The sequence below is a fragment of the Alishewanella sp. HL-SH05 genome (assembly GCF_052655985.1).
In genome coordinates, this window is the sequence record NZ_CP199753.1 from 2,070,214 (window position 1) to 2,087,092 (window position 16,879).

The window sequence follows — 16,879 nt, forward strand, 5'->3', positions numbered from 1 at the left end:
CTCGCAGTGATTGATAAAAGGATGTAATAATAATGACCAAGTTAGACAGTCTACCCTCAGTGTTACTACAAAACGTCAGCAAGCTCATCAAACAAAAAGTAAAAGAGCAAGTAACGTTAGTCGAAAAGTTTGCTTTAACCCTCTATGGAAATATGTCCAACGAAGATTTAGTCGGTCGTAATGACAGTGATCTCTATGGTGCTGCCCTCAGTTTATGGCAAACATTAAATCAGCATGCCGATGCTGCCGCACGGATCCGGGTGTTTAACCCTGAACTGGCTCGCCATGGTTGGGAATCTAAGCACACTATTGTTGAGTTAGTTGTGCAAGATATGCCATTTTTAGTTGATTCGGTGCGAATGGCGTTAACCCGTCATGGCATTACCGCACACTTGTTATTACACAACCCGCTGCAAACTAAACGTGAGAAAGACGGCACCATAACCGATTTTTCAAAATTAGGTCGTTTAACCGATCCCACCACACAACAAACCGTGTTTCATATTGAAATTGACCGGATGACGGATGCTAGCGCTATCGACGCGTTAAAAGCCGAGTTGTTGTCTGTGATGGAAGATGTGTCTTTAGCTGTGCAAGATTGGCAACCGGCTAAACAAAAATTAGAAGCGGTGATCGCGGCATTACCTAAGCATGCGGGTAAAGCCAGCAAAGAAGACATCGCCGAAACTACGGCGTTTTTAAATTGGTTAGTGAAAGATAACTTCACTTTATTGGGTTATCGCGCTTATGACATTAATCCGGTAAAGGGCGATTACCAAATTGTTGCCCATAAAGACAGTGCGCTCGGCTTAATGCGTCGCTCTGAACCACGTGATTTGATGTTATCCGAATTACCCGAACGTGGCCGTGTGCAAGCGTTAAATAGCTCGTTGCTGGTATTAACCAAAACCAACAATAAATCTCGTGTACATCGCCCAGCCTATATCGATTATATCGGTATCAAGCGTTTTGATAAGAATGGTAAGGTGGTGGGTGAGGATCGCTTTATCGGTCTTTATTCATCCAGTTTGTACAACAACAGTGCAGCAGATATTCCATTACTGCAAAGTAAACTGCAACAAGTGATGACCCGTTCAGAATTCGCGGTGGGCACACATGCCTACAAAGCGTTATTGAATATTTTAGAAACGTATCCGCGTGATGAATTATTACAAGCGAACGTTGATGAATTATTAGATGTGAGCATGGGCGTACTGCAAATGCAGGAGCGTGACATGACACGTTTATTTTTGCGTGCAGATACCTTTGGCCGCTTTGTTACGGCGATGGTTTATGTGCCGCGAGAACGCTATAACACGCAATTACGTAAAGATACGCAAGCCTTACTGGCACAAGCTTTAGGATCGACTGAGCCAGTTGAGTTTACTACGTATTTCTCTGAATCTGTGTTGGCCCGCACCCATTATTTGGTGCGGATCAATGACCGCCAAGTTGAGTATAAAGTGAAAGAAATTGAACGTAACCTGGTTGAAGCCGCCCGTACTTGGGAAGATAAACTCGAAACAGCCTTAATTGGTGTTTATGGCGAAGCCAAAGGTCGTGACCTTAGTCGTAAGTATTTACTTGCCTTTCCACGAGCCTATAAAGAAGACATGTTACCGAATGATGCCTTGGTTGATATCGGTAAGTTAGAAGGCTTAAATGCTGAACATAAGCTGGAAATGTTGTTCTACCGGCCACAAGAAGAGAGCAAAGACAGCAAAGCAGTACGTTTAAACTTATTCCATAAAGATCATCCTATCCACTTATCTGATGTGTTACCGATGTTAGAGAACTTCGGTTTACGGGTTATCGGTGAAACGCCTTATGCAGTGAAGTGTCCGGATGGTTCTGTTAGTTGGATCTTAAACTTCGCTATGGAGTTAACGGGGGAGTTACCGGCCGACTTTGCTGCAGCACAACAAAGCTTTCAAGATTCTTTAACCAAAGTTTGGTTAGGGCAGTTAGAAGACGATGGTTTCAACCGCTTAATTTTAGGTGCAGGCATTACTGGTCGTGAAGCGTCAATTATTCGTGCGTATGCTAAGTATAAACGGCAAATTGGTAGCACCTTCTCGCAGGCTTACGTTGAAAATACGTTCTCGCGCTATGCGGGCTTAGCCGGTTTATTGGTGCAGTTGTTTAGCATGAAGTTCGATCCAAAATCGAAAGCTACCGCTAAGTCGATTGAAAAACTGGAAGAGCAAATTGCCGCACAGTTAGAAAATGTCGCTAACTTGGATGATGATAGGATTATCCGCCGTTTCGTTGATATGATTAACGCAACCTTGCGTACCAACTATTATCAAAAAGCGGCTGATAACAGCGACAAGCCATACATCTCATTTAAGATCAAACCTGATCTGATCCCTGAAGTGCCATTGCCGCTACCGATGTTTGAAATTTTCGTTTATTCACCTCGGGTTGAAGGTGTGCATTTACGCTTTGGTAAGGTGGCGCGTGGTGGGCTACGTTGGTCAGATCGACGCGAAGATTTCCGTACCGAAGTGCTTGGCTTGGTTAAAGCTCAGCAAGTTAAAAACACCGTTATTGTGCCGTCAGGTGCAAAAGGCGGTTTTGTATGTAAAAAACTACCGGAAACCGGCGGGCGTGAAGCCTTTATCAATGAAGGTAAAGATTGCTATCGCACCTTTATTCGTGGTTTGTTAGATATTACCGACAATATCGTGCAAGGCAGTATCGTTCCACCTACTGATGTTGTGCGTTTAGATGAAGATGATCCGTATTTAGTCGTCGCAGCAGATAAAGGCACGGCGACCTTCTCAGATATATCAAACGGTATTTCAGAAGAGTATTCCTTCTGGTTAGGTGATGCCTTCGCCTCAGGTGGCTCTAATGGCTACGATCACAAGAAGATGGGTATTACTGCTCGCGGCGGTTGGGAAGCGGTTAAACGCCACTTTCGTGAAATTGGCATCAATTGTCAAACGACCGATTTTACCTGTGTCGGTATCGGTGATATGGCCGGTGACGTATTTGGTAACGGTATGCTGTTGTCAAAACATATCCGCTTGCAAGTGGCATTTAACCATATGCATATCTTCGTTGACCCGAATCCTGATGCGGCAAGCTCGTTTAAAGAGCGCGAGCGTTTATTTAATCTGCCGACATCAACTTGGGATGACTATGACAAGTCATTGATTTCAGAAGGTGGTGCTATTTTCAGTCGCAGTGCGAAATCCATCAAACTTTCACCACAAATGAAAGAGATGTTAGGCACGAGCAAAGCGACCATGACGCCGAATGAATTAATTCGTGAATGCTTAACCATGCCAGTGGATTTAATTTGGAACGGTGGTATCGGTACTTATCTGAAAGCGACGAATGAAAGTCATGCTGAAGTGGGCGATCGTGGCTCAGAAGCCCTGCGGGTGAATGGTCGTGATTTAAAAGCGAAGATCTTCGGTGAAGGGGGTAACTTAGGTGCGACGCAGCGTGGTCGTATCGAGTTTGCTAACAACGGTGGTCGTATCAATACCGACTTCGTTGATAACGTCGGTGGTGTCACCTGCTCTGATAACGAAGTTAATATCAAGATCCTCTTGAATGCGCTTGTCACAGGTGGTGATTTAACCATCAAACAACGTAATAAGTTGTTAAACGAAATGACGGATGATGTGGCGGCAATCGTGATTAAAGATTGTTACCGTCAAACGCAAAGCATTAGCTTGTCTTCATTACTCGGCTCTGAGCAAATTAAAGAATACACGCGTTTTATCCACGCTTTAGAAAAAGACGGTAAGCTAAATCGTGAATTAGAATTCTTACCTTCTGATGATGATCTTGCCGATCGTATGGCTAAAGGCATGGGTTTAACCCGTCCAGAACTGGCTATCCTAACGGCCTATGGCAAGATGGTATTAAAAGAGCGTTTAGTTACGCCAGATATTTCCGATAATGCCTATTTCCAACAGTTACTCAGTGGCGCTTTTCCAAAAGTATTGCAAACAAAGTTTGCTGAGCAAATCAGCCAACACCCGTTAAAAGCCGAAATTATTGCCACTAAACTGGCCAATATGCTGGTTAATGAAATGGGGCCTAACTTTGTGCAACGTATGTTCGAAGAAACGGGCGCCTCAGTATCGGAAGTGGCCATTTGTTATGCTATCGTCCGTGAGTTGTTTGAAGTGGGAAGCCATTGGAAACAATTAGAGTTACTCGACAATAAAATTGCTGCAGATTTACAAAGCCGTGTGCTGTTCCAGTTACGTCGTACTATTCGCCGTGCCACGCGTTGGTTTGTGCGTCATCGTGACAAGTCATTAGATATCAAACAAACGATTGCTTTCTTCCAGCCTGCTTATAATGATCTGGTTCACGATCTGTCGAAATACGTGGCCGAGCGTGAAATGCAGGAATTAACGGAAAAGAGCAAGGTGTTAACTGAACAGGGTATCCCGGCTGAGATTGCCCGTTATCTGACGCAGTTAAGCACGGTATTTTCGGTAATGGATATTGCCCAAGTGGCGGATAATCAACAACTGCCATTAGCGATGGTGTCAGAAATTTACTTCAAACTGGGCGACAAGCTGGAGTTACATTGGTTCCTCGAGCAAATCACTCGGCAACCGGTTGCCAACCACTGGCAAGCGCTGGCACGTGCCTCTTATCGTGAAGAATTAGATTGGCAACAACGAGGTTTAACTGCGGTAGTGGTGAAAAACTGCGGTAATGCTTGTGATACCGACGAAATAATTGACAATTGGTTAGATCAACATCATAGCTTAGTTGAGCGCTGGCGCTCAATGTTAGCCGAGTTTAAAACAACGCAAAGTCATGAATTTGCAAAATTCTCAGTGGCGATGCGTGAATTGATGTTGTTAAGTCAGTCAGTTTGATGCTGTTGTTTTAGCCGTAAAGTCATTACAATACCCCGGTTTTTCCGGGGTTTTTTATTGCAGGACCAACTATGTTTTATTCATTGACCAAGAAACTGTTATTTACCTGTGATGCTGAACGCTCGCATGACTTCGCTTTAGGCAGCCTAAAACGGTTAGCGCATTCTCCTGTTGCAGGCTTATGGCGGCAACAATTAGTGGCAAAACCCAAAACGATAGCAGGGATCCATTTTGATAACCCGGTTGGTTTAGCCGCCGGTCTAGATAAAAATGCGGATTGTATTGATGCTTTTGGCCAAATGGGTTTTGGCTTTATTGAAGTAGGTACAGTAACGCCACGGCCACAAGCGGGTAATGATAAGCCGCGGATGTTCCGTTTACCACAAGCCGAAGCCATTATTAATCGCATGGGCTTTAACAATAAAGGTGTTGACTATCTCGTTAACAATGTCAAAAACAGCCAATACAAAGGCGTGCTGGGTATTAATATTGGTAAAAACAAAGATACCCCGAACGAGCAGGGTAAAGATGACTATATTCACTGTATGCGCAAGGTTTACGCCCATGCCAGCTATATCACGGTCAATATTTCATCGCCAAATACGCCGGGCTTACGTGATTTACAATTTGGTGAAGCCTTACTCGATTTATTAATGGCGGTAAAAAACGAGCAATTAGACTTACAAGCTCAATATGATAAGTATGTGCCGGTTTTCGTGAAGATAGCACCGGATATGGATTTAATCGCGGTGGAACAAGTCGCTGACACCTTACTGCGCAGTAAAATGGACGGTGCTATTGCCACCAATACCACTTTAGATCGTAGCCAAGTGGTGAATTTACCTTTTGCCAATGAAGCAGGTGGCTTAAGTGGTTTACCCGTACAACACAAAAGTACGGAAGTCATCGCTCAGTTACGCCATAAAGTAGGTAAAGACTTTCCTATTATTGGTGTGGGCGGTATCAACAATTCGGCTTCAGCGCAAGCAAAACTTTCGGCAGGAGCAGATCTGCTACAAGTTTACACCGGTTTTATCTATCATGGCCCTAAACTCGTGAAAAACATCGTTGAATCGCTATAAAAAAACGTTTTTAATGTGAATTGCGCTTTTCAAATCTGATCTGCGTGCTATAGTACTTTGTAGTTATCTGTTCTGTTTCAAGGAGTAAAGAACATCAGATGTTAACGCCATCAGAACATTGGGTTTGGCATTATTGCCAAGAAGCAGATCGCTTGTTGTTAACCTTGAGTGCATCGTCATCGTTCACTTCCGAGTTAACGGGCGCTGTGCTCAATCAAAAAATCGTCTCACAGCCTTTTTCGTTAGAGGAAGCTGAGGCGTTTTGGCGTTTTCATGATGTGTTATTACCTTTGCCCTTAAGTGATGAAGAGCGAGAACAGTTTGCTTTGCACGCTTTAGCTAATCGTTATCGCCAATTATCTGCGCATAAAAGCTGGTATTTCGTTACTCAGCGCCAACAAGACATTGGTTTATATCAGTTAGTGCAATTACAGGGTAAAGATATTATTCCTGCTTTAGTGGTCGCTTCAGACTTAGAATGTATCGAATGTTTACTGCTGACCAAAGGCGAAACCTTAGCGGGTAAGTTGCTCACTCGTGGCAGCGTGATCCGCGTATTGCGTAATCGTGCACAACTCTTTGAAATGAACGTTGATTTTGCCCAAACGGCTTAAATTCATCCTTTATGTTTACTGCTACATTAAATGTCGATATGGGTATTAGGGCTAGGTGAAGCGCTTTTTGTTTCCTGTAAAAATCATTTCAGTGAGTTATTCAACGCAAAATCAGCGATGGTTATAGCTTCATTAACACATATTTAGTGATTAAGTACCGTCTGTTATTAATCCCTCTTGTCTTGTTTCATCTTTATGGCCTGTTGTTACCCGTTGAAGTGATGATGTCAATTCAAATAGCAAAATTTCAACATGACTTTGCTTCGCCCTGCCAAATATACTTAACAGAATTACAGGCCCAGCCTTGGTGGCATCGTGTGTTTTCATCTGCGGCTCATATGCTGGCGCCGATCCTTTAGGAGTATTGTTATGCTAGAACAAACAAACTATCAGCAGTTTATCGATGTGCTAAAGCAGGCCATCCGTACCGAGCAACTGGTGAAAATAGTCTTGAGTAAATACCATGGTAAAGAAACTGCTTTGCAACGCTTAGAAATTACCCCTGTGCAGCTAAAAGCACAATGGCAGCTAAAGTGTGTTTATCATTATCAAACCAATCATGTTACAAAAAACTTGCTGCCAGAGCAGGCGCTTAGTGTTATTGCGGGGTTATTACTGAATGATTTTCGGCAAGCTAATTTAAATACTAGCTCGCAGCAATGTCAGCTTAGTTTAAGCAAAAAAGGTAAGTTTCTTATAAGCTGCCAAGCGCACCAAGTCCAAGCTGTGAATGTGGCCAGTCATAATCGGCAAAAGCAGCGCTATGTCGAGCAAAGCCAGCCGTTTTTAAAAGCGTTAGGGGTCACTGATCAGCAAGGTCAGATTATTCCGGCGCTATCCAATAAATGGAAACAGCTGAATAAGTTTGTCGAAATTTTAGCGGCTGCGGTAAAAGAAACCGGTTTGAGTCAGCGGCAACAGTTACGCGTAGCCGATTTTGGCTCGGGTAAAGCTTATTTAACCTTTGCTATGCATGATTACTTTACCCATACCTTAGGTTTAACGGTGCAGGTTACCGGTGTAGAGTTGCGTCAACCTTTAGTGGATTTATGTAATAACACGGCCCAATCGCTGGGGTTAAGCGGTCTGAATTTTGAACAAGGTGATGTAAAGCACTTTAAAGCTCGGGGTATTAATATCATGGTGGCGTTACATGCTTGTGATACCGCGACGGATCACGCACTGCATATGGGGATCCGTACCGGAGCAGAGATCATCATGTGCTCACCCTGTTGTCATAAAGAAATTCGCCCCCAGGTACGCTTACCCGACGTGCTAGCCCCCATGCTACAGCATGGTATTCATTTGGGGCAGGAAGCAGAAATGCTCACCGACAGTTTGCGCGCATTGCTATTAGAAGCACACGGCTATCAGACCAAGGTGTTTGAGTTTATTTCGTTGGAACATACCAGTAAGAACAAAATGATCTTAGCAACAAAGCGCCAAAGCCCTGAGGATAATAGCGCTGTGTTAGCCAAGATTGCCGCTTTAAAGCAGTTTTATGGGGTAGAGCAGCATTGTTTGGAGCAATTATTGGCGGCGTCCGCAAACACCGCCTCTTGTTAGAGTGTTAACGCAGAGCCGCCGCCAATTGTTTTACGGCAAGGTTCTGTGGGCCTTTTTTGGTGAGATAATTGCTTGCGCTATAGCCCCACCAATCCCAACAGCCAAACGGGTTTAACGTGCTTTTTTCAACTTGCGGATATAACACCACCAGTTGATTAGCTTCAGCATAGTCATTTAAACCGGTTTGTCGCAGATAGGCTTCTCCAATCTGGCTAGCGTCTTGTCGACAGCCATGAAAGCTAATGTGCAAGTCACAACGTTGACCGGCAGCACAGCTTTGCGGGATATACACATAACCATACTGTGCTAACTGACCTTGACTGGCGGGTGCTAACTGGTGTTGATCCAGTTTCAGTAACTGACCAATCGGATCCGTAGCGGCTTTTAAAGGTTTCGCCAAGATATGGCCCAGTAGTTTTGCTGCAGCGTCATACTGACAACTGGCGATAAAAGGTGATTCTGATTTATCACACTCAGTTAAACCGGCTTTTGCCGTGGGAAAGTGGTGCGCAAAAGGTTGATCGGCCACAACGGCTAACTGCGCTGCAGGTAACCAATGAGTATATTGTTTGGCTAAGGCCGCGCCGACTTTAGCTGACACGGTTTGATCGGCACTGCCATTGAACAACCACACTTTAGCGCCTTGTACCGCGCTCAGTGGCGCTAATTCTCCCGCCTCGCGTAACTGATTCAGTTTCGTTTCAATAGAGGCTAAATCAGGCTCTGAGTTCGGGTTCGCCATGCAGTGCCCCATAGCAATACGTAAATCGCCTTGAGCACAGTTAACCGGCCCAGCGGCTAAAATGGCGACCCCCGTCACTTCTTCAGCATAAGCTTGATGAAACTGACCGGCCATATACCCGCCGGAAGACAAGCCTGAAACGGTGATATTTGCGGTTAAATTCAATTTAGGTAAGGGTTCGCTGGCCGCGAGAGAGGTACTGACTACCATAGCACTGAGCACAGCTAAACGACATGACAACATAGTCACTCCAAAAATAACAATTAGATGCCTTACTATCGGTCAGCATGCGACTAACGACAATAAGGCTTTAGTACAGTAGCGAGCGGTAATTAATCTTCAACCAGTAACGCTACACCGCGACCTCGTGGATCGGCCACGGCGATCGGTGTCTGATTTTCAATTTTAATTAATTGAATATCGCCAAGGTTCCAGTTTGGCGTGTGAAGCTGATATCCACGCTGTCTTAACTCTGCTGCCACTTCGCTGGCTAAATTGGCATAGGGTTCTAAGCGAATTTGATCTTGAGGTAATAATTGATGATGAAAGCGCAGCGCAGCTACCGCAGCAGCGGGAGTCATTTTATAATCGTAAATATTCAGCATCACCTGAAAGATACTGGTGAAAATGGTTGAGCCACCAGGTGTGCCAATCACTAATTCCAGTTTTTGATCTTTTAACACAATACTCGGCGTCATCGAGGATAACATGCGTTTTTTCGGCGCAATGGCATTGGCATCGCTACCAACCACACCAAAAGCGTTCGGCACACCGGCTTTGGCAGAAAAATCATCCATTTCATTATTCAATAAAAAGCCTGCATCGGTCACCACAACACCACTGCCATAATCTAAATTCAGGGTATAGGTATTTGACACCGCATTACCGGCTTTATCGACGATGGAAAAATGCGTGGTTTGCTCAGATTCTAAACCCGGGCGTACTTTTGCCGTCTCTGAAATAGCCTTGGCATTCACTTCACTGGCGCGCTTGGCTAAGTAACGCTGATCGAGTAAGCGTTGCTGTGGTACTTCAGTAAAATCAGGATCACCAAGATAATCGGCACGATCGGCAAAAACGCGTTTTTCGATTTCGGCAATCAAGTGAACGTATTGGGCCGAGTTATGGCTGACATTAGCAAAGTGGGGGGCATTCAGATCTTTTAACGTTAGCAATTGAATTAACGCAATACCTCCTGAGCTAGGTGGTGCGACGGTTATCAATTGTTTATCGCGCCAAGTAGTCACAATAGGGTTGCGCCAGACTGCCCGATAATTAGCTAAGTCTTCGGCACTGATTAAACCTTGCCCCCTTGTCATTTCAGCTAACAGTAATTTTGCGGTTTCACCTTGGTAAAAATCGGCTGGCCCATGCTCAGCAATTCGGCTTAAGGTTTTTGCTAAAGCCGGTTGTTTAAACTGTTCGCCTGGGCGCATTGCGCCAAAATAGTCAGCAAAGTTTGTCCGTCCGGCATAACGTTGCAGTGCATTCCCTTCATAATGATAGGCTTTATCTGGCACGGTAAAGCCTTCCTCTGCCAGTTTAATCGCTGGCGCGACTAAACTTGCCCAAGGCAAGCTGCCGAATTGCTGGTGTGCTTGCCACAAGCCCATGACGGTACCTGGCACGCCCGAAGCTCGATGACCCACTAAGCTCATGCCTTCAATCACTTCACCTTCGGCATTTAAATACATATCACGGTGCGCTTTTGCCGGTGCCATTTCCCGATAGTCAAGAAAATAGGCTCTATTGTTAAACCACAGTGTCATAAAGCCACCGCCACCGATATTGCCTGCCTCAGGATAGGTTACCGCTAAGGTTAAAGCCGTAGCCACTGCTGCATCAACGGCATTGCCGCCTTGTTTTAGCACCGCAGCCGCTACTTCTGCACCATAACGATCTGGGCTGGCGACCGCACCGGCGCTAAGAACGTTTTCTGCCTGCACGGGAGACATAACGGTGAGACAAACAATCAGCCCTAAGCGGCTGAACGGACGAGTGAAGAAAGACATAGCGAAGCTCCGAACAAAGATGAAACACAGAACATAGCATTGACGTTTAAGAAAAGAAATCGATGTTGTAATGCGTTTTTTGTCTTAGCAAGAATAAAGCGGCGTTGAATGCTGTTTTGCAAAGCATTTATGGGCTAACTTAAGGCGGTCAGTGCCATCCAGCATGCAATACACCTTCGATTGACTCAGCGCTTAGCAAGCGGGTGAGCAACAAAAAAAAGGCGCCCAATAAAGGCGCCAAATGTCAGGTTAGTGTTGTATCACCAAAAATGCTAACAACGAGCGTTAATATAAGCACTAGCTGATTTTACGTTTTGATCTATCGCAAGAAATAGCATAATCAACCGATATACTTGCTGAGCCCGCTGAAATAACGTACATCTAATAGCAGAACTTATTCACTGAAAAAGGTAGAAAAGACGATGAAAGTTTCCGTTTTAGCGGCATTGCTAGGTGTTGCTTGTGTTAGTTCATTCGCAGCAAGCCCCGTTGGTATTGTTATTCATGGTGGTGCAGGCACGATCAACAAAACACAGATGACAACCGTGCAGCAACAAGCCTATGAAGCGGCGTTAACCCAAGCCGTAGAGCAGGGTTACGCGGTACTACAGCAAGGCGGTAGCAGCTTAGATGCCGTGACTGCTGCAGTGATGCTGTTGGAGGATTCACCGTTATTTAATGCGGGCAAGGGGGCGGTATATACCTTTGACGAGCAGCATGAATTGGATGCGTCAATCATGCAGGGACAAGACCGACAAGCCGGTGCCGTGGCGGGGATAAGTACGATTAAAAACCCCATTTTATTAGCGCGCGCCGTGATGGAGCAATCTGAGCATGTCATGCTTGCTGGCGCCGGAGCTGAAGCCTTTGCAGATACCTTACCACTTGAGCGAGTGAAAAATACCTATTACAACACCGAGTTTCGGTATGAAGCCTTGCAACGCGCTAAGCAAGCTATGGCACCGCAACCGCATCAAGCACAGATCCCATTTGATCCAGCCTGGCGCATGGGCACCGTGGGCGCGGTTGCGATAGATCAGGCTGGTAATTTAGCCGCTGCCACTTCAACCGGTGGTATGACCGCGAAACGCTATGGCCGCATTGGCGATGCTCCGGTGATCGGTGCCGGTAACTTTGCGGATAACAGCAGCTGTGCGGTTTCTGCGACAGGCCATGGTGAATACTTTATCCGCTATCAAGTGGCTTCTGATATCTGCGCACGGGTTAAATATCAAGGTAAAACGGCCTCTTTGGCCGCGCAAGAAGTCATGAGTGAACTGGCAAAAGTAGGGGGCACTGGCGGTGTTATTGTGGTGGACGCGGCAGGGCAATTAAGCTGGGCGTTTAATACTGAAGGGATGTACCGCGCAATGCGTGGCGCAGTCACGCCATTGCGGGTAGAAATTTTTAGTGACAACGCTGAGAATTAATCGTTAACCCCCCATGCAAAATTAACCTGATGAGCTAAGCTTAAAAAGTTAACTAACAGGTTGTTGTGGGGGAAATATGGATTTACTGAAAGTCGCTGATTATATGAATAAGCATCCCGTGACGTTTAATGCGGAGATGCCAGTAGAAATGGCTGTTGATCGATTAATTAAATGCCGACAAACCGGTGGGCCGGTTATTGATGAACGGCGCAAAATTATTGGGTTTATATCAGAGCAAGATTGTTTAGCCCGAATGCTGATGTCAACCTATCACGATCAGCAATCGTTTAAGGTGTCTGATATTATGCAAACGAATGTGCTGACGGTTAAAGACTACTACGGCATTATTGATGTGGCACAAACAATGTTGAAAGCGCAGCCGAAACTCTATCCGGTTGTCGACGATGATGGTTTTTTACTGGGGATCATTACCCGTTCCGCTGTGTTAGCGGCAATAGACAAGGAACTGCACTCGCATTACGGAAAAGTAGGTTAAACACTAACGCCTCAGTATATTTACACTTATTATGGTAAAGTGGGTTAATCACTGACGCCTCAGTATATTTACACTTCAGTTAGCCGGCGGTGTAGCGTATTACTGGATTGCCGCCCCCTTACTTGGTAGCATTGCGCCCTCTGACTTCTGAGGGCGTTATTTTGTCTGCTACAGCACCATTTTCTGTTTCCGAATGTTACGCAAAATTGGCTGATTGCTTACTGCAAGATCAGTTTCGTTTCCGTCGCCAATTATCTGCGCTAAAAAAACTCGCTGACGTTGCAGCACAACAAAGTAAATTGTCTCGGCTTTGTGCCGATATTGAGCGCTCCATGGCGCTGCGCCAAGTGCGGGCGAAAGCTGTGCCGGCGCTTCATTATCCTCAAGAGTTACCGGTTGTTGCTAAAAAAGATGACATTAAAGCCGCCATTGCTGCGCATCAAGTGGTGATCATTGCCGGTGAAACCGGTTCGGGTAAAACCACTCAGATCCCGAAAATTTGTTTAGAGCTGGGCCGAGGTGTGGCCGGTACGATCGGCCATACCCAGCCCCGCCGTCTTGCCGCCCGAAGTGTTTGTGCGCGTTTAGCTGAAGAATTAGATTGTCAGGTTGGGCAGCAAGTTGGTTATAAAATCCGCTTTGGCGATCATACTCATGCCGACACCTTAATAAAGTTAATGACCGACGGTATTTTGCTGACCGAGATGCAGCATGACCGGTTTTTAAATCAATACGATACGTTGATCATTGATGAAGCGCATGAGCGCAGCTTAAATATCGATTTCTTATTAGGTTATTTGAAGCAATTATTACCTAAGCGTCCTGATTTAAAGGTCATTATTACTTCTGCAACAATTGATCCGGAACGGTTTTCGAAGCATTTTTTCGATGCGCCTATTGTTGAAGTGTCGGGGCGAACTTATCCGGTAGAAGTGCGTTATCGCCCTTACAGTGAACTGGATGATAAAGATGGCGATCAGTTGCAAGGTATCTTTGATGCCGTCAATGAGCTCTATCAAGAGCCGCCAGGTGACATTTTAATTTTCTTAAACGGTGAGCGTGAAATTCGTGATACGGCCGATGCGCTAGAAAAACTGCAATTACCGCACACCGAAGTGTTACCGCTGTATGCACGGCTAAGTGCTGCCGAGCAAAATCGGATTTTTCAGCAACATGCAGGCCGACGCATTGTGTTATCAACCAACGTGGCCGAAACTTCCTTAACGGTACCGGGGATCCGTTATGTGATCGATCCGGGTACTGCGCGTATTTCGCGCTATAGCTATCGCTCCAAAGTACAACAATTACCCATTGAAGCGATCAGTCAAGCGAGCGCGAATCAACGCAAAGGCCGCTGTGGTCGGGTCGCTGCCGGTATTTGTATTCGTTTATATAGCGAAGAAGACTTTATCGGACGCCCCGAGTTTACCGATCCGGAGATCCTGCGTACGAACCTTGCATCGGTGATTATGCAAATGCTGGCGCTGGGATTAGGTGATATTGAAGCCTTTCCTTTTTTACAAAAACCCGATAGCCGCTTCGTCAATGATGGTTTAAAACTATTAGAAGAGCTCAGTGCAATTGCACAGCAGCGCGGTAAAGACCCACTAAAATTAACCGCGTTAGGAAAGCAACTGGCACGTTTACCTATCGATCCGCGTTTAGCTCGGATGGTGATAGCCTCCAGTGATAATGGCGCCTTGCGGGAAGTGTTAGTGATTGTGGCGGCGTTATCGATCCAAGATCCGCGAGAGCGGCCACTGGATAAACAGCAAAAAGCCGATGAATTACATAGCCGCTTTGCCGATCCGGATTCTGATTTTAGCAGTTGGCTTAAACTGTGGGATCACCTGCAACAACAGCAAGAAGCCTTAACGAATAATCAATTTCGACGTAACTGCCGGTTAGAATTTTTAAACTACCTACGTGTGCGCGAGTGGCAAGATCTCGTTGCGCAATTAAGCCAGGTGGCCCAAGAGCAGCAACTAAAAAGCAACGAGCAAGCCGCGAATTATCAGCAAGTGCATATGTCATTATTAAGCGGCTTATTAGGGCAAATTGGCTGTAAAGACAGCGAAGCCGATTATTTGGGCCCGCGGCAAACCCGTTTTTATGCTTTTCCGGGCAGCCATTTGTTCAAACGCAAACCTAAATGGGTTATGGCCGCTGAATGGGTTGAAACCAGCCGTTTGTATGCGCGAAGTTTAGCTAAAATTGAACCCGAGTGGGTTGAACCCTTGGCGCAGCATTTGGTTAACCGCAGTTACAGTGAACCGCATTGGGAAAAGAAAAAAGGCGCTGTCGTCGCTTATGAACAAGTGACGTTATACGGTGTGATCATTGTTGGAAAAAGACCGGTTCTGTTTAGCCGTATTGATGAAGCCGTGTCTCACCAATTGTTTATTCGCGAAGGCTTGATTAATGGCGAGTCGGGGCTACAAGATGCATTTTTACAACACAATCAGCAATTAATTGAGCAGGTGCAATCGCTCGAAGAGAAATCTCGGCGTCGCGATATTTTAATCGATGATGATGCGTTAGCCAGTTTTTATGCTGAGCGTATTCCCGTGTATGCTAATAATCGTGTTGATTTTATTAAATGGTGGAAGAAAAAACGGCAACAAGATGCGACTTTTTTAAATTTCGATCCTGATGCTTTATTACAGCGGGATGCCTCAGATATTACCTCGGCTAAATTTCCAGAAAGCTGGCAGCAGGGAAATTTAACCTTACCATTAGAATACCATTTTGCACCTGGTGAACCTGATGATGGTGTCAGTGTATTGATCCCGCTGGCGCTGCTGAATCAGGTTGAAAATACCGGTTTTGATTGGTTGATCCCAGCATTACGTCATGAATTACTGGTGGCTTTGATTAAATCGTTACCAAAAAACTTGCGGCGTAATTTTGTGCCCGCGCCAAATTACGCCGATGCCTTGTTGCAAAGCATTCAACCAGAGGATGGCCCTCTGTTAGACGTTGTTACGTATAAATTAAAACGAATGTCGGGGCTGAATATTCCGGAAGATGCTTGGGAGCTGTCAGGCTTAGCGGCGCATCTGCGGATGAATTTTAAAATTGTCGATGAGCGCAAGCTCGTGGCTCAGGGGCGCTCGTTGGCTTTGTTAAAACAGCAGCTGCAAGGTGAAGTACAGCAAAGCCTTAGCGAAGTGGCAGAGCAGGGTATTGAGCAAGCTGCGCTGACGAACTGGACCTTTGGTGATTTACCGCAAGAGTATGTCAAGCTGCAAGCGGGTTTTGAAATTAAAGCCTTTCCGGCTTTAATTGATGAAGGCGATAGTGTCGCCATTCGGCTGTTGGATAATCCGCAGCGCGCGCAACAAGAACATATCAAAGGCTTGCGTCGCTTATTATTGCTGAATATTCCATCCCCGGTGAAGTATTTACAAGATACGTTACCTAACCGCGCCAAATTGGGTTTGTACTTTAATCCTTTTGGTAAGGTATTAGAGCTGATTGATGATTGTATTGCGGCAGCCACCGATGAGTTAATTACGCAAGCACTGCCGGTACAAGATGCCAACGCGTTTCAGCAGCTAAAAGAGCGCTTACGTGCTGATTTAGCTGAACGGGTGCGGCAAATTGCGCTGCAGGTTGAGCGGATCCTTAATCAGTATCACGAAATTCAAAAGCGTTTGAAGGGCAAAGTCGATTTGGCGCATTATCAGGCGCAAGCCGATGTGAAAAGTCAATTAGAGCAATTGATTTTTAAAGGCTTTGTTACAAAACATGGCGCTTCGCGTATGGACGATTTACTGCGTTATCTCAGTGCTATGGTGAAGCGTTTAGAAAAACTGCCGGTCGATCCAAATCGAGATCGTTTGTTAATGCACGAATATCAACACGCCGAACAAGCTTATTTGCAACTACTTGGCAAATTTGCTGGGCAACCCTTACCTGAGGCCGTAAGCGCGATAAGTTGGATGTTACAAGAGCTAAAAGTATCACAGCATGCGCAGCAATTGGGAACGCCTTATCCTATTTCTGCGAAGCGGATCCTTAATGCCGTACAAGAGCTTAAATAATATACTTGCAGGCTGTGTTAAGCTTGCTAAGA

Annotated in this window: 10 protein-coding genes; 7 read left to right on the forward strand and 3 right to left on the reverse strand. The window is 45.5% G+C overall.

The features are described 5' to 3' along the window. Positions 1–32: 32 nt before the first annotated feature. The 3 genes from ACUJFL_RS09485 (at position 33) to ACUJFL_RS09495 (ending at position 6,555) form a co-directional block, all read left to right on the forward strand. On the forward strand, positions 33–4,859 hold the full coding sequence (locus tag ACUJFL_RS09485; protein ID WP_445427308.1) for an NAD-glutamate dehydrogenase: 4,827 nt from the start codon (positions 33–35) through the stop codon (positions 4,857–4,859). Between the two features lie 71 nt (positions 4,860–4,930). Continuing rightward, positions 4,931–5,941, forward strand: coding sequence for a quinone-dependent dihydroorotate dehydrogenase (pyrD, locus tag ACUJFL_RS09490; protein ID WP_226751671.1), 1,011 nt, complete (start codon positions 4,931–4,933; stop codon positions 5,939–5,941). Positions 5,942–6,039: 98 nt separating this feature from the next. Beyond that, positions 6,040–6,555: a cell division protein ZapC domain-containing protein gene (locus ACUJFL_RS09495; RefSeq protein WP_445424716.1), complete on the forward strand. Its 516-nt coding sequence runs from the start codon at positions 6,040–6,042 to the stop codon at positions 6,553–6,555. 150 nt (positions 6,556–6,705) lie between these two features. On the opposite strand, the gene ACUJFL_RS09500 is transcribed toward ACUJFL_RS09495, so the two are convergent. Next, positions 6,706–6,882, reverse strand: coding sequence for a hypothetical protein (locus ACUJFL_RS09500; RefSeq protein WP_445427309.1), 177 nt, complete (start codon positions 6,880–6,882; stop codon positions 6,706–6,708). A 42-nt stretch (positions 6,883–6,924) separates the two neighbouring features. Between ACUJFL_RS09500 and ACUJFL_RS09505 the strand changes: the two genes are divergently transcribed. Continuing rightward, positions 6,925–8,121 (forward strand): class I SAM-dependent methyltransferase, encoded by a 1,197-nt coding sequence (locus ACUJFL_RS09505; RefSeq protein WP_445424718.1) that lies wholly within the window; start codon positions 6,925–6,927, stop codon positions 8,119–8,121. 4 nt (positions 8,122–8,125) lie between these two features. Here the strand turns inward: ACUJFL_RS09505 and ACUJFL_RS09510 are convergent, their stop codons facing one another. Continuing rightward, the gene (locus tag ACUJFL_RS09510) at positions 8,126–9,106 is read right to left on the reverse strand and encodes an extracellular catalytic domain type 2 short-chain-length polyhydroxyalkanoate depolymerase (protein ID WP_226751667.1); all 981 of its coding nucleotides are present in this window, start codon (positions 9,104–9,106) and stop codon (positions 8,126–8,128) included. A gap of 89 nt (positions 9,107–9,195) precedes the next feature. Further along, positions 9,196–10,875 (reverse strand): gamma-glutamyltransferase, encoded by a 1,680-nt coding sequence (gene ggt / locus ACUJFL_RS09515; RefSeq protein ID WP_445424719.1) that lies wholly within the window; start codon positions 10,873–10,875, stop codon positions 9,196–9,198. 422 nt (positions 10,876–11,297) lie between these two features. On the opposite strand from ggt, the gene ACUJFL_RS09520 reads away from it, so the two are divergent. The 3 genes from ACUJFL_RS09520 to hrpA all read left to right on the forward strand — a co-directional run bounded on the left by ACUJFL_RS09520 (position 11,298) and on the right by hrpA (position 16,847). After that, positions 11,298–12,305, forward strand: a complete 1,008-nt coding sequence (locus ACUJFL_RS09520) for an isoaspartyl peptidase/L-asparaginase family protein (protein WP_445427310.1) — start codon at positions 11,298–11,300, stop codon at positions 12,303–12,305. A 76-nt stretch (positions 12,306–12,381) separates the two neighbouring features. Continuing rightward, entirely contained in the window at positions 12,382–12,801 is a 420-nt protein-coding gene (locus ACUJFL_RS09525; protein WP_445424721.1) for a CBS domain-containing protein, read from the forward strand. Between the two features lie 161 nt (positions 12,802–12,962). Then, on the forward strand, positions 12,963–16,847 hold the full coding sequence (gene hrpA / locus ACUJFL_RS09530; protein WP_445427311.1) for an ATP-dependent RNA helicase HrpA: 3,885 nt from the start codon (positions 12,963–12,965) through the stop codon (positions 16,845–16,847). Positions 16,848–16,879: the final 32 nt, after the last annotated feature.